General features: G+C 70.8%; 16 protein-coding genes. 11 read left to right on the top strand and 5 right to left on the bottom strand.

Features of this window, described 5'->3' with window-relative positions; genetic code table 11:
• Positions 1 to 60: 60 nt before the first annotated feature.
• Positions 61 to 2,019: an acetate--CoA ligase gene (acs, locus tag ACZ7L5_RS13815; protein WP_471516802.1), complete on the bottom strand. Its 1,959-nt coding sequence runs from the start codon at positions 2,017 to 2,019 to the stop codon at positions 61 to 63.
• A gap of 395 nt (positions 2,020 to 2,414) precedes the next feature.
• Positions 2,415 to 5,054: a bifunctional SulP family inorganic anion transporter/carbonic anhydrase gene (locus ACZ7L5_RS13810; RefSeq protein WP_471516801.1), complete on the bottom strand. Its 2,640-nt coding sequence runs from the start codon at positions 5,052 to 5,054 to the stop codon at positions 2,415 to 2,417.
• 373 nt (positions 5,055 to 5,427) lie between these two features.
• Between ACZ7L5_RS13810 and ACZ7L5_RS13805 the strand changes: the two genes are divergently transcribed.
• Entirely contained in the window at positions 5,428 to 6,711 is a 1,284-nt protein-coding gene (locus tag ACZ7L5_RS13805) for a polysaccharide deacetylase family protein (RefSeq protein WP_471517335.1), read from the top strand.
• A 23-nt stretch (positions 6,712 to 6,734) separates the two neighbouring features.
• On the opposite strand, the gene ACZ7L5_RS13800 is transcribed toward ACZ7L5_RS13805, so the two are convergent.
• Positions 6,735 to 7,748 (bottom strand): ATP-binding protein, encoded by a 1,014-nt coding sequence (locus ACZ7L5_RS13800; RefSeq protein WP_471516800.1) that lies wholly within the window; start codon positions 7,746 to 7,748, stop codon positions 6,735 to 6,737.
• A gap of 101 nt (positions 7,749 to 7,849) precedes the next feature.
• Here ACZ7L5_RS13800 and ACZ7L5_RS13795 point away from each other — a divergent pair, with 101 nt between their 5' ends.
• Entirely contained in the window at positions 7,850 to 8,674 is an 825-nt protein-coding gene (locus ACZ7L5_RS13795) for a Fic family protein (RefSeq protein ID WP_471516799.1), read from the top strand.
• Between the two features lie 496 nt (positions 8,675 to 9,170).
• On the opposite strand, the gene ACZ7L5_RS13790 is transcribed toward ACZ7L5_RS13795, so the two are convergent.
• Positions 9,171 to 10,004, bottom strand: coding sequence for an HAD family hydrolase (locus ACZ7L5_RS13790; RefSeq protein WP_363033622.1), 834 nt, complete (start codon positions 10,002 to 10,004; stop codon positions 9,171 to 9,173).
• 557 nt (positions 10,005 to 10,561) lie between these two features.
• Between ACZ7L5_RS13790 and ssd the strand changes: the two genes are divergently transcribed.
• From ssd to ACZ7L5_RS13755, 7 genes are all read left to right on the top strand, one after another.
• Complete coding sequence (ssd, locus tag ACZ7L5_RS13785; RefSeq protein WP_471517333.1) at positions 10,562 to 11,689, top strand: septum site-determining protein Ssd; 1,128 nt, start codon at positions 10,562 to 10,564, stop codon at positions 11,687 to 11,689.
• A gap of 407 nt (positions 11,690 to 12,096) precedes the next feature.
• Positions 12,097 to 13,290: a TadA family conjugal transfer-associated ATPase gene (locus ACZ7L5_RS13780; protein WP_471517332.1), complete on the top strand. Its 1,194-nt coding sequence runs from the start codon at positions 12,097 to 12,099 to the stop codon at positions 13,288 to 13,290.
• Positions 13,291 to 13,477: 187 nt separating this feature from the next.
• Positions 13,478 to 14,338: a type II secretion system F family protein gene (locus tag ACZ7L5_RS13775; RefSeq protein ID WP_471516798.1), complete on the top strand. Its 861-nt coding sequence runs from the start codon at positions 13,478 to 13,480 to the stop codon at positions 14,336 to 14,338.
• A gap of 40 nt (positions 14,339 to 14,378) precedes the next feature.
• A complete protein-coding gene (locus tag ACZ7L5_RS13770) occupies positions 14,379 to 15,167 on the top strand; it encodes a type II secretion system F family protein (RefSeq protein ID WP_471516797.1) in 789 nt (262 codons plus the stop codon).
• 153 nt (positions 15,168 to 15,320) lie between these two features.
• A complete protein-coding gene (locus ACZ7L5_RS13765) occupies positions 15,321 to 15,530 on the top strand; it encodes a DUF4244 domain-containing protein (RefSeq protein WP_362383886.1) in 210 nt (69 codons plus the stop codon).
• Positions 15,517 to 15,930, top strand: a complete 414-nt coding sequence (locus ACZ7L5_RS13760; RefSeq protein WP_471516796.1) for a TadE family type IV pilus minor pilin — start codon at positions 15,517 to 15,519, stop codon at positions 15,928 to 15,930. The genes ACZ7L5_RS13765 and ACZ7L5_RS13760 overlap by 14 nt, the downstream gene beginning before the upstream one ends.
• A 203-nt stretch (positions 15,931 to 16,133) precedes the next feature.
• Complete coding sequence (locus ACZ7L5_RS13755) at positions 16,134 to 16,601, top strand: Rv3654c family TadE-like protein (protein ID WP_471516795.1); 468 nt, start codon at positions 16,134 to 16,136, stop codon at positions 16,599 to 16,601.
• 309 nt (positions 16,602 to 16,910) lie between these two features.
• Here ACZ7L5_RS13755 and ACZ7L5_RS13750 read toward each other — a convergent pair whose 3' ends face one another.
• Positions 16,911 to 19,460 (bottom strand): DEAD/DEAH box helicase, encoded by a 2,550-nt coding sequence (locus tag ACZ7L5_RS13750; protein ID WP_471516794.1) that lies wholly within the window; start codon positions 19,458 to 19,460, stop codon positions 16,911 to 16,913.
• 82 nt (positions 19,461 to 19,542) lie between these two features.
• On the opposite strand from ACZ7L5_RS13750, the gene bldG reads away from it, so the two are divergent.
• Positions 19,543 to 19,884, top strand: a complete 342-nt coding sequence (gene bldG, locus ACZ7L5_RS13745; RefSeq protein WP_003975386.1) for an anti-sigma factor antagonist BldG — start codon at positions 19,543 to 19,545, stop codon at positions 19,882 to 19,884.
• Between the two features lie 123 nt (positions 19,885 to 20,007).
• On the top strand, positions 20,008 to 20,439 hold the full coding sequence (locus ACZ7L5_RS13740) for an ATP-binding protein (RefSeq protein ID WP_471516793.1): 432 nt from the start codon (positions 20,008 to 20,010) through the stop codon (positions 20,437 to 20,439).
• Positions 20,440 to 20,610: the final 171 nt, after the last annotated feature.

Here is a 20,610-nt window from a genome sequence, read left to right as displayed (position 1 = left end):
ACCGTACGTACGCGAAGGGCACCCGGCGCGCTTGACGCCGGGTGCCCTTCGCGGTCGTGCTCAGTCCTCGCTCGGCGCCGCCGGGAGCTTCGCCTGGATGAGGTCCATGACGGTCGAGTCGGTCAGCGTGGTGACATCACCGAGCTGGCGGTTCTCGGCGACGTCCCGCAGCAGCCGACGCATGATCTTGCCGGAGCGCGTCTTCGGCAGCTCGGCCACCGGCAGGATCCGCTTCGGCTTGGCGATCGGGCCGAGGGTGGTGCCTACGTGGTTGCGCAGCTCGTTCACCAGGCCCTCGTCCTCGGCGTTCGCCGACCCGCGCAGGATCACGAAGGCGACGATGGCCTGTCCGGTGGTCTCGTCGGCCGCGCCGACGACGGCCGCCTCGGCGACGGAGGGGTGGGAGACCAGCGCGGACTCGACCTCCGTGGTGGAGATGTTGTGGCCCGACACGAGCATGACGTCGTCGACGCGCCCGAGGAGCCAGATGTCCCCGTCGTCGTCCTTCTTCGCCCCGTCACCGGCGAAGTACTTGCCCTCGAACCGCGACCAGTACGTGTCGAGGAACCGCTGGTCGTCGCCCCAGATGGTGCGCAGCATCGACGGCCACGGCTCGGTCAGGACCAGATAGCCGCCACCGCCGTCGGGCACCTCGTTCGCCTCGTCGTCGACGACGGTCGCGGCGATTCCGGGCAGCGGCGTCTGCGCGGAACCGGGCTTGGTCTCCGTGACACCCGGCAGCGGCGAGATCATCATCGCGCCGGTCTCGGTCTGCCACCACGTGTCCACGATCGGGGTGCGGTCGCCGCCGATGTTCTTGCGGTACCAGATCCACGCCTCGGGGTTGATCGGCTCACCGACGGACCCGAGCACCCGGAGGCTGCCGAGGTCGAACTTCGCGGGGATGTCGTCGCCCCACTTCATGAACGTACGGATCGCGGTCGGCGCCGTGTACAGGATCGTCACCCCGTACTTCTGCACGATCTCCCAGAACCGGCCCTGGTGCGGCGTGTCCGGCGTGCCCTCGTACATGACCTGCGTCGCGCCGTTCGCCAGCGGCCCGTACACGATGTACGAGTGCCCGGTCACCCAGCCGACGTCGGCGGTGCACCAGTAGACATCCGTCTCCGGCTTGAGGTCGAAGACGGCGTGGTGGGTGTACGCGGTCTGGGTGAGGTAGCCGCCGGAGGTGTGCAGGATGCCCTTCGGCTTACCCGTCGTCCCGGACGTGTACAGGATGAACAGCGGGTGCTCCGCCTCGAACGCCTCAGGCGTGTGCTCGGCGCTCTGCCGCTCGACGACCTCGTGCCACCACACGTCGCGGCTGTCGTCCCAGGCGACCTCCTGGCCGGTGCGCCGGACGACGAGCACATGCTCGACGCTCTCCACGCGCGCGACCGCGTCGTCCACCGCCGGCTTGAGCGCGGACGGCTTGCCGCGCCGGTATCCGCCGTCGGAGGTGATGACGACCTTGGCGTCCGCGTCCTGGATACGGGTGGCGAGCGCGTCCGCCGAGAAGCCGCCGAAGACGACGGAGTGCGCGGCGCCGATACGCGCGCAGGCCAGCATCGCGACCGCCGTCTCGGGGATCATCGGCATATAGACCGCGACCCGGTCGCCCTTCTGAACGCCCAGCTCCAGCAGGGCGTTGGCGGCCTTGGAGACCTCGTCCTTGAGCTCGGCGTAGGTGATCGCGCGGCTGTCGCCGGGCTCGCCCTCGAAGTGGATGGCGACCCGGTCGCCGTGTCCGGCCTCCACATGCCGGTCCACGCAGTTGTACGCGACGTTGAGCTCGCCGTCCTTGAACCACTTCGCGAACGGCGGGTTCGACCAGTCCAGCGTCTCGGTAGGCTCCTTGGCCCAGGTCAGCCGGCGGGCCTGCTCGGCCCAGAAGCCGAGCCTGTCAGCCTTGGCCTGTTCATACGCCTCCGCTGTGACGTTGGCACCTGCGGCCAGGTCAGCGGGGGGTGCGAACCTGCGTTCTTCCTTGAGCAGGTTGGCCAGGCTTTCGTTGCTCACGACATCTCCCTTTCCCAGGGTGTCCGTTGTGTCCCAGGCCACAGCTCATCAGACCTGGGGGCCCGATGACAAGGGTCGACGGAAAATTGGTTTAGACCTGTCGGTGGGTGCGGCCCGGGGGTGGCTCGGAGGGGCTTTCGGGCGCCGGGGTGAACGCGCCGGGGTCATCCGTTCCCACGGACGCCGGACGGACGCGGTTCAGGTCTGTAATCCCTTTCACATTCCAGCCTGGTCCAGGCGAAACGCCGACCCGGCAGCAAGGGGGTTCGAGGCCCCGCCCGGCTCGGGAAATGGCTGCCCCAGGTGAAGCGCGGCTCACTCGAAGCGCGGGCCCACGTACGACCCATGTGAAGCGCGGCCCCGCGCCGAGCGAGGCCGCGCACCACCACCCCGCATCACGCCGACAGATCCGCCACTCCCACGTGGTCGAACACGTCGTCCGTACTCTCCTCACCCTCCTCGGCGAGCAGATAAGCCTGCGCCTCGCCCACGTGGAAGTACATCCCGTGCAGCTCCAGCGCCCCCTCCCGCAGAGCCCGGGCCACCGACTCGTGCGCTCGCAGATGTTCCAGCTGTTGGACCACATTGGTCAGGCACAGCTGCTCGACCGCATCGGCCGGGGCTCGCCCGGCGAGTCTGGCCCAAGGCCGGTCCTCGTCGGACATCCGCTCCAGGCTCGGCAGCCCATGCCGCAGCCATCTCCTGAGCGGGGTCTGCGGGCCGTCCGGCTCGGAGTTGAGCAGCGTCTGCATCGCCCCGCACCCGGAGTGCCCGCACACCGTGACGGACCGCACCTCCAGCACGTCCACCGCGTACTCGATCGCGGCCGCCACCGAGTCGTCGCCGCTTTCCTGGCCGGGCAGCGGAACGAGGTTGCCGACGTTACGCACCACGAACAGGTCGCCGGGACCACTGGAGGTGATCATCGACGTGACCAGCCGTGAGTCCGCGCAGGTGAGGAACAGCTGGGAAGGCTGCTGCCCCTCCCGCGCCAGCCGCGCCAGCTCGCCCCGCACCAGGGGCGCGGTGTTGCGCTGGAACGCGCTGATGCCACGGGCCAGTTGCCGTCCACTCGGCCGGCTCCCGTCGGTGCCGCCGGTCACCCCGCGGGTCTCGCTGCCCGCGCCGGCCGCGTCGGCCCCGTCGACCCCGCTTTCGTCGGGCCGGCCGGATCCGATGGGGCTTTCGGTGCCGTCGGACGTGCCGGCACCGCCGACCGTGTCGAGTTCGCCGGTGTCGTCCGAGGCGCCGGTGTCGTCGGCGGCTCCCGTGTTGCCGGCGGCTCCGGCCTTGCCGGGCGCGCCTGCCTCGTCGCTGTCGTCGGCCCCGGCCGCCTGCGCTTCCCCGGCCTGTCCGTCGCGGGAGGTGACGGACTCCGGGATCTCGCACTGGTGGTTGCGCCAGGCTGTCCAGGGGTGGCAACGGCAGTCGGCCGACTCGGCCGTGCCCGTCCCGTCGAGATGGAGACCGACCGGTCCTGTCGGCTCACCGATCCGGACCCCGGACCTGCGGCCGATCAGCTCGACGGAGCCGCCGTGGGCGGTGTGAGTGTTCTGCCAGTCCTGCAGTGACTCGTACGCCGCGTGGTCCATGAACGAACCGTCCAACTCCACTACGGCTCGGGCGCCTTGGGGTACGAGATGCAGGGCCCGGCTGAGCCGTGGCACTGCGAGGAACGTCAACTGGCCTCTTACGTGAACGTGATGGACTCCTTCCTTCTCGTCGTGCGTGATGCGGGTGCGGGTGAGGCGGTGCATGGCGACGGCTACGGCCATGGCGATCCCCAGCGTGACGCCCTCCAGGACGCCGAAGAACACCACGCCGAGTGTGGTGGTGGCGTACACCAGCACCTCGCGGTGGCGGGTCACCGTGCGGATGTGGTGCAGGGACACCATCTGGATGCCGACGGCCATCACCAGGGCGGCGAGCGAGGCGAGCGGGATGAGCTCCAGGATCGGGACCATCAGCAGCGCGGCGACTACTACGAGAACGCCGTGCAGCATCGTGGAGTTCCGACTGACGGCACCGGCTTGCACATTCGCGGAACTGCGCACGGCCACTCCGGCTACGGGCAGTCCGCCGAGCACGCCGGAGACGACGTTGGCGGCTCCCTGACCGAGCAGCTCACGGTCCAGGTCGGAGCGCCCGACGCGGGCGGACAGCTCCGGACGCGTGGCGACCAGCTTGTCCACGGCGACCGCACCGAGCAGCGACTGCACGCTGCACACCAGCGTGATGGTCAGCACGGCGGCGACCAGGCCGAGGACCGGGCCCTCGGGAAGCCCGGCGAGGGCATGGCTGCTCCAGGACGGCAGGTCGACCTTGGGCAGGCTCAGCCCCGCGAACGACGCGGCTGTGCTGGCTCCGGCGACGGCGACGAGCGGGGCCGGCACCTTGCGCAGCAGTCCGCCCATACGGCCGGGAATCCGGGGCCAGGCCAACAGCAGGGCGAGGGTCAGCGCGCTCACCGACAGGGCGGCGGCATGCACACCGGCCAACTGGGCCGGCAGCTCACGCATGTTGTCGAGGACCGAGCTGTGCGGGATGCCGCCGAGGACGATGTGCAGCTGGGCCACGGCGATGGTGACGCCGATACCGGCGAGCATGCCGTGCACGATGGCGGGGCTGACGGCGAGTGCGGAGCGTGCCACGCGCACGAAGCCGAGGCCGAGTTGGGCGAGTCCGGCGAGGACCGTGATGGCGCAGGTCGTACGCCATCCGTATCTCTGGATGAGCTCGGCGGTGACGACCGTGAGACCGGCCGCGGGGCCGCTGACCTGGAGCGGAGTGCCGCCGAGATAGCCGACGACGATCCCGCCGACGGCAGCGGCGACGAGGCCGGCCTGAAGGGGCGCGCCCGTGGCGAGGGCGATGCCCAGGGACAGGGGGAGGGCGATCAGGAAGACCGCGATCGAGGCCGACACGTCGGCGCCCGCGATGCGGTGGCGGGGCCGGGTCGGTGGCGGGCTGTGGGGTTCGTGGAGGTGCTTCTCTCGGCTGGGTTCGTCGGTGCGGGTGGGGACGAAGGCTGACATGTTTTCCCGTCTCCTCCGGGGCAGCGCGGTCGCGGATCTGGCGGTCCCCCGCCTTTCGGGCGAGGGGTCTGGTCGCGGCCGTGTGGTCACGGCGTGCAGCGGCGGGATGCATTAACAGTCGGTAAACGGATCGTAATGCAGAGTAAAGGACCGGAATAGTTTTTCCGAGCAAATGGACTAATAAATCCCCCTGAAGAGTGAAGTGGCCGATTAGTCGGCTTGTCGTACTAATTCCTTCTCGACCCCATGCGATCTTGACGGCGCTGTCGGCACCCGAGAGAAGGAAGAAGGTGGACGGAGCATGGCCGCCACCCGCCACAACGCCGCCCCCCGCGGAATTGCCGCGTCACACAGGGCCTCCGCGCTGCACAGGATCGTTGCGACGCACAGGATCACCGCGGGCACCGCGATCGCGGCGGTCTGTGCCGCTTCGCTCGCAGGTTGCTCGACCGGCACCGATGCCGGGCAGGGCGTGCCCGGACCGCCCAAGGTCAAGCCGGCGGCACCCGCGCCGCAGAACGTCGTCCGCCTGATCGGCGACGGGTCCACCGCGTACACCGGAGCGCAGCCGCATCTGCCCAGACCGGAGCGGCTGAAGCCCGGTCAGAAGCCACCGCAGTTCGTGGTGTTCTCCTGGGACGGCGCCGGCGAGGACAGCCAGAAGCTGTTCTCCCACTTCCGTGCGGTCTCCAAGGCGAACAACGCGACGATGACGTACTTCCTCAGCGGCGTGTACATGCTGCCGAACCACAAACGCGACCTGTACCGGCCGCCCCAGCACTCCCCGGGCCGCTCCGACATCGGCTTCAACGACGAGGAGGGCATCGCCGACACCGTGAAGCAACTGCGCCTCGCGTGGCTCGAAGGCAACGAGATCGGCACTCACTTCAACGGCCATTTCTGCGGCAGCGACGGCGGAGTCGGCGAATGGTCGGTGGAGGAATGGAAGGAGGAGATCACCCAGGCGAAGAAGTTCGTGAAGTCCTGGAAGACCAACGCCGGAATGACGAAGGCGACCCCGCTGCCCTTCGACTACGACAAGGAGCTCATCGGCGCCCGCACGCCCTGTCTGGAAGGTCAGAAGAACTTCGTGAAGGCCGCGCGGGATCTCGGCTTCCGCTATGACTCCAGCGGCGTCAACACTCAGCTCTGGCCCACGAAGAAGGAGGGCCTGTGGGATCTTTCGCTGCAGCTCGTGCCCTTCCCCGGGCACTCCTACGAGCAGCTCACCATGGACTACAACTTCATGGTCAACCAGTCGGGCACCGACACCCAGGGCGACCCCGCCAAGCACGACTTCTGGGGCGACCAGATGCGGGATGGCCTGCTCAAGGGCTTCCAACGGGCGTACGACGGCAACCGCGCGCCCCTGATCATCGGCAACCACTTCGAGTCCTGGAACGGCGGCACCTACATGCGCGCCGTCGAGGACGTCGTCGAGGCCGTGTGCAACAAACCCGACGTGCGCTGCGTGTCCTTCCGCCAGCTCGTCGACTGGCTGGACGCCCAGGACCCGGCGACGTTGAAGAAGCTGCGCACCCTTGGGGTCGGTGAGCCTCCCAAGGAGGGCTGGGCGTCCTTCCTGTCGGGACGCCCGGCCCCGGCCCCGAAGGGGGTGCCCGGGGCGCCGGCGGTGAGGGAACGGGCCAAGGAGTAGGTCAGGCGGTCGGTAGGTAGGAGTCAGGCGGGGGTTGTTGCCCCTGACAAGGCCGTGACGTTCTCGCCGAGGAGATGCTCGCCGAGTACGAATCCGGGGTCGATCTGCGCCGCCAGGTCGGCCCCGGTGCGCTCGTTTCCCCAGGACTGGGCGTTCTTCAGGTGGAAGTGCACCATCTGGCGGGTGTAACTCTCCCAGTCCCGCAGCTCGTACGTGGCGTCCACGGCCGTGTGCAGGCGGCGGAGGGCGAGCTGGTTGACGTCCTCCAGGAGCTCGAACCGGGGTGGGCGGCCCTTTTCCATGGCGCGCACCCAGTCCGAGTGCCCGACGGTCACCAGCAGGTCGTCGCCGACCTCGGCGCGGAGGAAGTCGAGGTCGTCCTGCCCCTGCACCTTGTTGCCGACGACCTTCAGGATGACGCCGAAGTCGCGGGCGTACTCCTTGTACTGGCGATAGACGGAGACCCCCTTCCGGGTCGGCTCGGCGACGAGGAACGTGATGTCGAAGCGGGTGAACATGCCGGAGGCGAAGGAGTCCGAGCCGGCCGTCATGTCGACCACGACGTACTCGTCGTGGCCGTCCACCAGGTGGTTCAGGAACAGCTCCACCGCCCCCGTCTTGGAGTGGTAGCAGGCGACTCCGAGGTCGGAATCCGTGAAGGGGCCGGTGACCATCAAACGGACGGCGCCGCCGTCGAGTTCCACCGGCCGGGCGCAGGCGTCGTACACCGCATTGCTCTCGCAGACCTGCAGCAGTCGCGACCCCTCGCCCGGCGGCGTCGTCTTGATCATCGTCTGTGCGGAGGCGATCCGCGGGTTGGAACCGCGCAGGTAGTCCTTGATCAGCGACAGCCGCTCGCCCATCGCGGGCAGTGCCGCGGCCTCCGTGTCGTCGAGGCCGAGCGCGGCTCCCAAGTGCTGGTTGATGTCGGCGTCGATGGCCACGACCGGCGCGCCGACGGCGGCGAGGTGGCGGATGAACAGGGAGGACAGGGTCGTCTTGCCGCTGCCGCCCTTCCCGACGAAAGCAATTTTCATGTTCACAAAGGGTAGTGGAGCGGTAGCTGTACGTGGCACGCGTGCGTGAAGAAGGCCACTCGATCGTGGGGTGCGCGTCCGGGTTGCGTAGTGTCGTACTCATGAGTACGACAGGCGCGTCCGCCGATCCGCTCGCGACTCTCGGTTCCCTGCCAGGTGTGCCCGAGTCCGTGGAGTCCGTGCGTAAGTCCGTGGACCGGGTGTACGGGCACCGGATCATGCGGCGCCGCAGCAACGAGATCACCGCCGAGGCGGCGCTGCGCGGTGCCCGTGGGTCGGCGTCGCTGTCCGGGGCCGACTGGGCGCTGGAAGAGGTGCGTCGGCGTACCGACTTCAGCGGGGACGACGAGGCGCGCGTTGTTGGCGCCTCCCTGCGGCTGACGGCCGAGGCGGGCCAACTGCTGTCCATCTGGCGGCAGTCGCCGCTGCGGGTGCTGGCCCGGCTGCACCTCGTGGCGGCGGCGAGCAAGGACGACCAGGTCGGACGACCGCGGCAGGAGGGCGAGCCGGTCGACGAGCCGCTGGTCGAGCTGCCGCTGCCGAGCGCGGCGGAGGTGCACGGCCGGCTGGAGGGGCTGTCCGAGCTGATCATCGCCGGCGGGTCCGCGCCCGCGCTGGTGACGGCCGCCATCGTGCACGGCGAGCTTCTCGCACTGCGCCCCTTTACCTCCCACAACGGCCTGGTCGCGCGTACGGCCGAGCGCATCGTCCTGGTCGGCAGCGGCCTCGATCCGAAGTCCGTCTGTCCGGCGGAGGCCGGCCACGGCGAACTGGGTCGCGCGGCCTACCTGGCAGCGCTCGACGGTTACGTCTCGGGCACCCCCGAGGGCGTGGCCGCCTGGATCGCCCACTGCGGCAGGGCGATCGAGCTCGGCGCGCGCGAGTCGACGGCTGTCTGCGAGGCGCTTCAGCGCGGCGCGGCGTGACGCACGCGCGCGTGAGGGCATTGCGAGCCGTGAGGCATTGCCGGCAGTGCCGTGAGGCGTTGCCATCAGCAGGGAGTGGCGAGCCTCTGGACGTGGTGATCTGTAAGGCATGAAAAAAGCCCCCGAGCGGGGGCCCACATAAGTTGCGGCGGTACGAGAATTCGTACCGCCGCTGGCATGTCCACCGGGTTACCAGGCGTCCTCGATATGTTGCCCATCAGGTCGGGAACTTTGCCCGTCACCTGGTGCGGCTGGCCCGTAATCGACGGGTCGACGTCGCGTGGGTGCCCGGTGTCCATGCTCGGTCCGTGGGGCCAAATGCGTATTTAAGGTGATCCTCTCGGATGTCCTTGGTCTCGCGGGCCGTTGAGTCCTTTGTACTCCAGGACCCAACCAAGCGGAAGGCCTGGCTGCAGTTCTTTACTTTTGCTCGCAAAACGGAGACAAACGGTCATCGGTTTGTCGAACGTGATGTGCCCAGTCCTGGGAGCGCAGTTCAGGCGAGTGCGGAGCGGCGTCGACTCGCGTACCAGACGAGGCCCGCGGTGGCCGCCGCGGCTCCTATGGCCGCAGCCGCGACAAGGGCGGGACGCGGGGGTACGGAGAACGAGGGAATGCGCTGCTTGAGCCGGACCGGGCGATGGAAGTCGAGAATCGGCCACCCGCGCGCGATGGCTTCACGGCGCAGTGTGCGGTCGGGATTCACCGCATGGGGACGGCCGACGGCCTGAAGCATCGGCAGATCGGTGGCCGAGTCGCTGTAGGCGTAACAGCGGGAGAGGTCGTAGCCCTCGGACCCGGCAAGCTCCTTGATTGCCTCGGCCTTCGTGGGGCCGTACGCGTAGTACTCCACCTCTCCGGTGAAGCAGCCGTCGTCGCCCACGACCATGCGCGTGGCCACCACGCGATCGGCGCCGAGCAGCTCGCCGATCGGCTCGACCACCTCCGCGCCCGACGTGGACACGATCACGACGTCGCGGCCGGCCGTATGGTGCTCCTCGATGAGAGAGGCCGCCTCGTCGTAGATGATCGGGTCGATCAGGTCGTGCAGCGTCTCGGCGACGATCTCCTTGACCTGCTGGACGTTCCAGCCGCGGACGAGCGCGGAGAGGTACTCGCGTGTGCGCTCCATCTGGTCATGGTCCATACCGCCCAGGCGGAAGACGAACTGGGCGTATGCGGTCCGCAAGGCGGCCCGGCGGTTGATCAGACCGCCTTGGTAGAAGGACTTGCTGAACGTGAGCGTGCTCGACTTCGCAATGACCGTCTTGTCCAGGTCAAAGAAGGCGGCTGTGCGGGGCAAGGAGTGGTTTTCCACGACCCCGAGCATAGGTGCAGCCCATTCGGCGTAAGGTCGGCGCGTGGGTTTGCCTGAGAGGGCTCTCGGGTACACCATGGAAGTCACGGATCGTTCGCGACCGTGCTAACCCGGTCCGACTCCTCCCCCCCCGAGTCGGCCGTGGAGACGACCCCCGCTCTCCCCCCCGGCGGGGGTCGTCGCATGTCCGGGTGCATTTTCCCCTTTCGAGAGCGGCCGCAGGGCCGAGTTGAGGCGGCTGCGGCCGCCTCTTTTGCATGCCCATGATTCATCACCGTGCGTAGTCATCGCGCTGCTCTGCGGAAGTCGCACAGGGGTCGGTGCGAGGTCACCGGTATGGGTGACGGTGATATTCACAACCGCCGAGTTGTCCACAGTTATCGACCAAGATCCACACGATTTCCGGGTTCGCTGCACCGTGTTTCCAACGCGTCCCGCTCAGGCCGACTTCATGGCCGGTTCTGGTTAGTCGGGCGTGTTTGGCCGGTTCGTATCGGCCGTTCATATGGAGGCCGCTTGCCGGTTCTTCACACGTTTGGGAATCGCGGGGCCGCAGGGCTGCGCGAGTGATGCAGCGAAGGGAGACGGAAACCGTGACCGCAACCGTCACACACGATCCGCCGCCCGCCGCCTCAGGGCGGCCGGGTCGGCCCTTGATCGTCACGGAGGACGCCGATCTGCTCGACGACCTGCTGCGCCTGTGCGCCGCGGCAGGCGCCACACCGGAGGTCCACCACGGAGTGCCCGAGCCCAGGGGCAACTGGGAGGCCGCACCGCTCGTCCTGGTCGGCGACGATGCAGCACGCCGCGTGCGCGGCGCCGGACGCCGACGCGGAGTGGTACTCGTCGGCCGGGACCAGGACGACTCCGGGGTCTGGCGCCGGGCCGTCGAGATCGGTGCCGATCACGTCCTGATGCTGCCGGACGGCGAGCAGTGGCTGGTCGACCGCATCGCCGACGTCACCGAGGGCGTCGGGCGCCCCGCCCTCACCGTCGGCGTCATCGGTGGACGCGGCGGGGCCGGCGCCTCCACGCTCGCGTGCGCCCTCGCCGTCACCGCCGCAAGTGAGGGGCTGCGCACGCTGCTCGTGGACGCCGATCCGCTGGGCGGCGGGCTCGACGTACTCCTCGGCGGCGAATCGGCCGACGGCCTGCGCTGGCCGGCATTCGCCGGCTCACGCGGACGGCTCGGGAGCAGTGCCCTGGAGGAGTCGCTGCCGAAACTGCACTCCCTGCGGGTCCTGAGCTGGGACCGCGGCGACTGCGTCGCCGTCCCGCCCCAGGCGATGCGAGCGGTCCTCGCAGCGGCCCGGCGGCGGGGCGGTGCGGTCGTCGTCGACCTGCCCCGCCGCATCGACGACGGGGTCGCGGAAGCCCTCGCACAACTCGATGTCGGGATCCTCGTGGCCCCCGCCGAACTGCGCGCGGTGGCGGCCGCGCGGCAGGTGGCCTCCGCGGTCCAACTGGTCCTGCGCGACCTGCGGGTGGCGGTACGCGGACCGTACGCGGCCGGGTTCGACGACCGCGAGGTCGCCCGCCTGCTGGATCTGCCGCTCGTGGGCGAGGTGCCGGTCGAGTCGGGACTGCTGCGGCCGCACGAGAGCAAGGATCCGCCGGGGATGGCGGGGCGGGGGCCGTTGGCCCGGTTCTGCCGGGAGTTCTGGGAGCGGGCGTTGCTTGAGGCGAGGGTGGCATGAGTACGGCTTCGGGGCTTGGGCGGGTTGGCGGTCGCGTGACTCGGTCGGTACGGGGGTCGTCCGCGGGGGCGCGAGCGGCCGGCGGGGCGTCGGGTGGTCGGGCGTCGGGCGGTGGGGCGTCAGGTGGCCGGGCGTCGGGCGGCGGGGCTCGTAGGGGTACGCCGCGGTGGGCGGCGAATGGGTCGGCGAGCGATGCGGCCGAGCGGCGGCCGGCGGGTTGTGCGGTGAGTGGAGCTGCGGCCGGGCGGCTGCGGGGCCACACGACGAACGGCGCTGTCGCGGGGCGGCTGTTGGACCCGACGGCGATTTCGGTCGCCGGGCGGCGGGAGTTGGCCGACAGGGACGGATCGTCGGTTGTGCGCTGGGAGTCAGCCGATCGGGCTGGGTCGGCGGATGCGCGGTGGGCGGTGGAGGGGCCGGCGGCCGGGGTGGGCGTACCGGCGGGGCTGCTCGACGGGGTGCGGCAGAGGCTGGCCGAGAGCGGGGCCGAGCCGACTCCGGCACGGGTCGCACAGGCCTTGCGGGAGCAGGGCAGGGTGCTAGGGGACGCCGAAGTCCTCGGGGCGGCCGAGCAGTTGCGGTCCGAGCTGGTCGGGAGCGGCCCGCTGGAGCCCCTGCTCGCCGATCCGTCCGTGACGGACGTGCTGGTCTCAGCGCCGGACCGGGTCTGGGTGGACCGGGGCGGCGGCCTGGAACTGACGTCCGTGTCCTTCCCGGACGCGGCGGCCGTACGGCGCCTCGCCCAGCGCCTCGCCGCGGTGGCAGGGCGGCGCCTGGATGACGCGCGGCCGTGGGTGGACGCCCGCCTGCCTGACGGGACCCGGCTGCACGCGGTGCTGCCGCCGGTGGCCGTCGGCTGCACCTGCCTGGCGCTGCGTGTCGTACGGCCACGGGCGTTCACACTCGACGAGTTGGTCTGCGCGGGCACAGTGCCGCCGGGCGGGGACCGGGTCCTGCGGGCGCTGGTCGAGGCTCGGCTGTCCTTCCTGATCAGCGGCGGGACCGGCAGCGGAAAGACGACGCTGCTGAGCGCGTTGCTGGGGCTCGTCGGGCCCGGTGAGCGGATCGTCCTCGCGGAGGACTCGGCGGAACTCAGGCCGGACCACCCGCATGTCGTCCGGCTGGAGAGCAGACCCGCCAACCAGGAGGGCGCCGGGCTCGTCACTCTGGAGGACCTGGTGCGCCAGGCGCTGCGCATGCGGCCGGATCGGCTGGTCGTGGGCGAGGTGCGAGGGCCCGAAGTGGTCCATCTGCTGGCTGCGTTGAACACCGGCCACGAGGGAGGCTGCGGGACCGTCCACGCCAACGCTGCGGCCGACGTGCCGGCCCGACTGGAGGCACTCGGCACGGCGGCCGGCCTCGACCGGGCCGCGCTGCACAGCCAGTTGGCGGCCGCGCTGTCGGTCGTACTCCATCTCGTGCGCGACCGGAACGGGCGGCGACGGATCGCCGAGGTGCATGTCCTCGAGCGGGACCCGTCGGGCCTGGTGCGGACGGTGCCGGCATTGCGGTGGGGCGCGGAGGGGTTCGCGTTCGAGCGGGGATGGGAGCGGCTGCGGGGGCTGCTTCGGGAGGAGGGCGATCGCGGGGCGGAGGTGTGAGGGGGCCGGGGGCAGGGGGCGTGAGGAGTTGGCGGGCGGTCGTGAGGGGTTGGCGGGTGGTCGTGACGAGTGCGAACTCTGGGAAGGGCGCGGCGACGTGAGGGACGCGAATTCGTGAGCGATGGGGCAGTCGTGAGGCGCGCGGGACGTGAGGGCTGTGCAGGCGTGAAGGGTGTGGGTGATCCGGATGGGTGAGATGTCGTTGGGCGCTGCCGTGGCCTGCCTCGGGGCGGCGGTCTGGTTGCTGGGCGGGCGGAACTCCGGGGCGCGGCGGGCGGAGTTGCTGCTCGCGGGCGGTGGGTCTGTGGGCGCCGGGCCACCCGACTGGTGGCAGATGGTTCGGGAGCTGCGGCGGCTTCGCGGGCGGTTGCGGGCCGAGTGGTGGGCGCCGGTCATCGGGTTGGCGCTGGCGGTGCTGGGGTCGTCGGTGCTGCCGGTCGTCGCGGGGGCGGCCGGGGTGCCGGTGCTGCGGCGGGTACGGCTGGCCCGGGAGGTGAGGCGGGCACGGGAGCGTCGCGGGGACGCGGTGATTGCGCTGTGCGGGGCGCTCGCCGGGGAGGTGCGGGCCGGGCGGCAGCCGGGTGAGGCGTTGCTGCGGGCGGCGCGGGACTCCGGTGGGCTCGGCGAGGCGCAGGCCGCGGTGCTGGCGGCGGCACGGTTCGGCGGGGATGTGACGGGCGCTCTCTCCTCCGCGGCACGGCAGCCGGGCGCCGAGGGCCTGTCGGGTCTGGCGGCGTGCTGGCGGGTGGCCGTGGACCAGGGTGCGGGGCTCGCTGCCGGACTTGATCGGCTGGAAGGGGCGTTGCGGGCCGAGCGCGACCAACGTGCCGATCTGCGTGCGCAGTTGTCGGGTGCGCGCTCGACGGTGGTGATGCTCGCCGGTCTGCCGGCTCTCGGATTGCTGCTCGGTGCCGCCATGGGGGCCGAACCGTTGCGAGTGCTGCTGCATACCGGGGCCGGGATCGGGTGCCTGGCCGTCGGGGGCGTGCTGGAGGGGCTGGGGATGTGGTGGGCGCTGCGGATCGTGCGAGGAGCGGAGGCGACGTGAGGACTCGAACCGATCGAGGGCGTGAGAGGGAGGTGGCGCCGTGAACGTGGAAGTTGTCCACAGGGTGGGGATGGCCTTGGGGGCGGCGGTGGTCGTCGGGTGGCTGTTGAGGTGGTCGGTCGCGGCCCGGAACGAGAGAAGGGCCCGGCGACGGCTCGCCGAATTGATGACGACGATCGACCTGGTGTCGAGTCGCCGGCGGTTCGATGTGTGGCGGGCCGTGCGGCGAGGGCTGCCCATGGCGGCTGTCCTGGCGGCCGGTTGGGCGGTGGTGGGCGGCGTTGCCGGGCCGGCGGTTGGGCTGGTCGCCGCAGGCGGGCTGTGGGTGTGGCGGCGTCGGCAGGAAGCCGTCCGCCCCGCGGACGAACCCGATGCCGGTCAAGTGGACAGGCAACTTCCACTCGCGGCGGATCTGTTGGCGGCATGCATCGCTGCGGGAGCCGGTCCGGTGATCGCGGCACAGGCCGTCGGTGAGGCCCTGGGCGGCCCCGTCGGGGACCGCCTGGCGCGAGGCGCAGCGGAAGTGCGGCTCGGCGGTGAACCGGGCGAGGCATGGCAGCGGTTGGCCTCGTTGCCGAGGGCCGGTGCGCTGGCGCGGCTGCTGGAACGGGCCGACGTGTCCGGGCTCCCTGCGGCCGGGCCCGTCGCGCGGATCGCGGCGGAGGCCCGCGCCGACTGGGCACGCGCGGCGACGGAACGTGCCAGGCGAGCGGCCGTCATGGTCAGCGCACCGGTGGGGCTGTGCTTCCTGCCCGCGTTCATCGCAGTCGGAGTGGCGCCGGTGGTGATCGGGCTGGCGGGTGGAGTGCTGGCAGGAGGTGGCGGATGAGGGGGTGAGGGGCGAGTGCGGCGGACGGCTGCGGATCAACAGGAGATGCAGCGGATCAGAGGGACCTTCAACGGTCCAGCGGGACCTTCAACGGTGCAGTAGCAAAACATTCAACAGCTGTTTTCAAAGGAACCGAGCTCTACGGGGGTTGAGATGTACAAGGCGGTACAGGCACGGATGCGCGCCCTGGTGTGCAGGATGCGGGCGGCGCGGAGGGACGCGGGGATGGTCACCTCCGAGTACGCGATGGGGATCGTCGCGGCGGTGGCGTTCGCGGTGGTGCTCTACAAGGTCGTGACGAGCGGGCAAGTCAGCGCGCAGCTGCAGGACATCGTGAAGCAGGCGCTCGATGCGCGGATGTGAGCAGGGGACAGGGCGGAGGAGCCGGCGAGGGCCGGGCCGGCTCGCGGTACGGGGTTCGGATCGGGGGTTCGTGACGGCGGAGTCGGCTGTCGTGCTGCCCGTGCTGGTGATGTTCGCGATGGCGTTGGTGTGGGGGCTGCTCGTGGTGGCAGCGCAGATCCAGTGCGTGGACGCGGCTCGGACCGGCGCCCGCGCGGCAGCCCGGCAGGATCCGGCCGACGCGGTCATAGAGGTCACCCGGGAGGCAGCACCGCGCGGCGCGACGGTCACGGTCGGCCGGGAGGGGGACGAGGTCCGCGTGGTCGTCGTTGCCAAGCCGCCGGTGCTGGGTGGCATTCCCTTCGAGGTACGGGAGGAGGCCGTGGCGTCGGCGGAGGACAACGTGGGGGCGGGGACATGAGAAGGGGTTGGGCAGTACGCATTGGGTCTGGAGCCGGGGAACGCCCTGGGCGCGGGGCGGAGCGCGGTCGGCGGTCCGGGCGGGTCGCCGGTGCAGATGACGAGGCCGAGTGGGGCCAGGGCCAGGGCCAAGGCCAAGACCAGGGCAGGGCCCGGGGCCGCGCGGCCGAACGGCATGAGGGCCAGGGCCGGGCGTGGTGCAGAGTGACCCGGCAGCGCGCCGTCGCCGTCCGTTCCGATCGCGGCTCCGCCACCGTCTGGAGCGTCGGCGCCATCGCCGTACTCTGCGTCGTCTTCGGCGTCGTACTCGCCCTGGGCCAGGCCGTCACGACCCGGCACCGTGCGGCCGGCGGTGCGGATCTCGCGGCGCTGGCGGCGGCCGACCACTGGGCAGAGGGCGGTACGGCGGCCTGCGCCCGGGCGGAACGAGTGGCAGAGGCGCAGGGCGTGCGGCTGGTGAGGTGTGTGCTGGTGGGGGAGGTGTCGGATGTGACGGCGGCGTCGGGTCGCGGGCCGTTCGCGGCGGAGGTCAGGGCGCGGGCGGGGCCAGCGGGGCCCGCCGGGCCGACGCGGGCGTCGCTGCCGCCGGGGCCTCAGCCGTTCGGCCCTGAGGGGACGGACCGGCTGATGGGGAGTCCACAGGCCCCTCCTGAGGACGCAGGTTCCTCCTGACGACGCAGGTCCTTCCTGACGGCGCAGGCCTTTCCTGAGGGCACCGACCGGCGACGCCGCCTCCCTGACCGGTTGCGTGGCCATACCGGCCACCGGCCACCGGCCGATCCCCCTGCCGCTGCTGCCCAAGGGTTGGGCCGGGGACGGGAGGCTCACTCGCCCGACGGGACAGACCCGCCCTCGGGGCCAGGTGCTGGCTCTCGCCTCCGGTGTGGGAGCGCCGCGCCCCGTGGGGCCCGGGCCGGGCGCGGGGCAGCTTGCCCCTACCGATCCGGCACAGTCTCGCCCCCCGAGCCGGGAGAGCGCCCCTCACCGATCCGGCACAGCCTCGCCCTCACGAGCCGCGACAGCGGCCCCTTCCCGCTCCATGGCGACCTCCTCGCCCTGACCCACCCCGGACTCCCCCGCCTCCTCCGGCGCCCCCCGCAACAGCACCGTGAGCAGTCGCACGGCCCCCCGCTTGTGCAGCGGATCGTTGCCGTTGCCGCACTTGGGGGACTGGATGCAGGACGGGCAGCCGGCGTCGCACTCGCAGGAGGCGATGGCCTGGCGGGTGGCGGTGAGCCAGCTGCGGGCGGTGTGGAAGGCGCGCTCGGCGAAGCCCGCGCCGCCGGGGTGGCCGTCGTAGACGAAGACCGTCGGGAGCAGCGTGTCGGGGTGCAGCGGGATCGAGACGCCGCCGATGTCCCAGCGGTCGCAGGTCGCGAAGAGGGGCAGCAGGCCGATCGAGGCGTGCTCGGCGGCGTGCAGGGCGCCGCCGAGGATCTCCGGGTTGATCCGGGCCTCGTCCAGCTGGTCCTCGGTGACCGTCCACCACACCGCGCGCGTGCGCAACGTACGAGGAGGGAGGTCGAGCTTCGTCTCGCCCAGTACTTCGCCGGTGATCAGCCGGCGCCGCAGGAAGGAGACCACCTGGTTGGTGACCTCGACGGAGCCGTAGCACAGGCGGCCGTCACCCCAGGGGACCTCGATGTCCGTCTCCAGGACGGAGATCGCCGTCGTGTCGCGGGCGACCGTCGAGTACGACGGGGCGGCCTCCTCGACCAGGGCGACCGAGTCCTCCAGGTCGAGGGAGCGCACCAGGTACGTACGGCCCTGGTGCAGGTGCACCGCGCCCTCGTGCACCGTGCCGTGCGCGGCGCCCGCGTCGACGGTGCCGAGCAGCCTGCCCGTCCCCGACTCGACCACCTGGACCGGGGTGCCGCCCTCGCCGCGGATGTCGGTCAGGTCGGCGGCCCGTTCCCGGCGCGTCCAGTGCCAGGCCTTCGTGCGGCGGCGCAGTAGTTTCGCGGCCTCCAGCTGCGGCAACAGCGCCTCGGTCTCGGGGCCGAACAGTGCCAGGTCCTCGTCCGTCAGCGGGATTTCGGCGGCGGCGGCGCACAGGTGGGGGGCGAGGACGTACGGGTTGTCGGGGTCGAGGACGGTCGATTCCACCGGACGGTCGAACAGGGCCTCGGGATGGTGGACGAGGTAGGTGTCCAGCGGGTCGTCGCGGGCGACCAGGACGGCCAGCGCGCCCTGCCCGGAGCGCCCGGCCCGCCCCGCCTGCTGCCACAGGGACGCGCGCGTGCCCGGGTAGCCGGCGATCAGCACGGCGTCCAGGCCGGAGACGTCGATGCCGAGTTCGAGGGCGGTGGTGGCGGCGAGGCCGAGGAGTTCGCCGGAGTGGAGGGCCTGTTCCAGGGCGCGGCGTTCCTCGGGGAGGTAGCCGCCGCGGTACGCCGCGACACGCCGGGCGAGGGAGCGATCTACCTCGGCGAGGCGTTCCTGCGCGATGACGGAGATCAGCTCGGCGCCACGCCGGGAGCGTACGAAGGCGACCGTGCGGGTGCCCTGGACGGCGAGGTCGGTCAGGAGGTCGGCCGTTTCGGCGGTGGCGGTGCGGCGGACGGGGGCGCCCTTCTCGCCCTGGAGCTCGGTGAGCGGCGGCTCCCAGAGGGCGAAGACCAGCTCGCCGCGCGGGGAGGCGTCGTCGGCGACCTCCACCACCGGAAGGCCGGTGAGACGGCCGGCGGCGACCGCGGGCTCGGCGGCGGTCGCGGAGGCCAGCAGGAAGACGGGAGAGGCGCCGTAGCGGGCGCACAGGCGGCGCAGGCGGCGCAGGACCTGGGCGACGTGGGAGCCGAAGACGCCGCGGTAGGTGTGGCACTCGTCGATGACGACGTACTTCAGCGACTTCAGGAAGGAGGACCAGCGGGGGTGGGACGGGAGTATGCCGCGATGCAGCATGTCGGGGTTGGTCAGCACGTAGTTGGCGTACTGGCGGATCCACTCGCGTTCCTCGAACGGAGTATCGCCGTCGTACACGGCCGACCGTACGGAATTGCCCAGCGGATGTGAAAGTTCCTTCACAGAACGGCACTGATCCGCCGCAAGAGCCTTGGTCGGAGCCAGGTAGAGGGCGGTGGCGCCGCGTCCGTTCGGCGCCTCGGAGCCGTCCAGAAGCGTCGAGAGGACCGGCACCAGGTAGGCCAGGGACTTGCCCGACGCCGTGCCCGTGGCGACGACCACCGAGTCGCCGTCCAGGGCGTGCTCGGCGGCGCGTGCCTGGTGGGCCCAGGGATGTTCGATTCCGGCCGTCTGTACCGCGGCGATGACCTCGGCGCGGATCCGATCAGGCCAGACGGCATGGCGACCGGCGCGCGGGGGCACATGCTCCGTATGAGTGATGCGCGAAGCCCGGTTCGGTCCCGAGGCGAGCCGTCCCAGCACCGTGCCCGGGTCCACCCGGGAAACGGGGCCCGTCGGGGATCGATCGGATCGGAGATTCTTGGCCATCGGCACCGAGTGTGTCACTGGCGTGACGGACAATGGGACCAAGGCGTCGTGCACGCCTGCCGGTAAGTGATTGAATGCCATCGCGGCTGGCGAACCGTCCAGGGGGCTGTAAGCCGAGATGTCCCTAGGGACGACCGCTCGATAGCAAGGTGCTGGAGGATCCGTGGACCTGTCCCTGTCGACCCGTACCGTCGGCGATCGTACGGTCGTCGAGGTCGGTGGCGAAATCGACGTATATACCGCGCCCAAGCTGCGCGAGCAGTTGGTCGAGCTGGTGAACGACGGGAGTTTCCACCTCGTCGTCGACATGGAGGGCGTGGACTTCCTCGACTCCACCGGGCTCGGCGTGCTGGTCGGCGGCCTGAAGCGTGTGCGTGCCCATGAGGGCTCCCTGCGCCTGGTCTGCAACCAGGAGCGCATTCTGAAGATCTTCCGTATCACCGGCCTCACCAAGGTGTTCCCGATCCACACCTCGGTCGAGGAAGCGGTAGCGGCTACCGACTGATCACCGGACCCGGGCACGCCGTGCAGCGGCGTGCCCGGGTCCGCAGAAGGTGAAAGTGAAGGGGGATTGGGCTTTCGGCGGCCCGGTCCCCCGACAGCACGCCCGTAGTTCAGAGGGGGATGCATGGCCACCGTTGAACTCCGCTTCAGCGCGCTGCCCGAGCACGTCAGGACCGCCCGACTGGTGGCGGCAGCGGTGGCGCGCAGGGCCGGAGTGGACGAGGCCGTACTCGACGAGGTCAGGCTCGCCGTCGGCGAGGCCTGTACCCGTGCCGTCGGACTGCACCAGAGCGTCGGCATCACGGCTCCGGTGAAGGTCGCGCTGATCGAGGAGGAGAAACAGTTCTCCATCGAGGTCGGCGACGAGGCGCCGCGCTCCGTTCCCGGTGAACGGTCGGCCGGTGCCGCCGGCGGCGAAGTGGAGGCCGAGGAGGACGAGATGGGCCTCGCGGTCATCAGCGGACTCGTCGACGACGTCGAAGTCTCCGCCGGGGAGCACGGTGGGCTGATCCGTATGACCTGGCCGACCACACCGCCGGCCGCGGTGCTCGCCTGACCGAACCGTCCACCCGTCTCATCGCGAAGGGGCCCTGCTCAGCAGGGCCCCTTCGCGTTTTTCCGGGGAGCGCGCGGGAATTCGTGAATGAATTCACGATCAATCCGCCGATAATTTGATCAAGTAAACGCGGGCGTCAATGGTTTTGGGGCATTAGCGCTTTCGGGTTCC

Source organism: Streptomyces sp. NPDC107528 (assembly GCF_055639295.1).
Note: the sequence above shows the minus strand (reverse complement) of the source record. Positions and strands in the feature narration are given on the sequence as shown.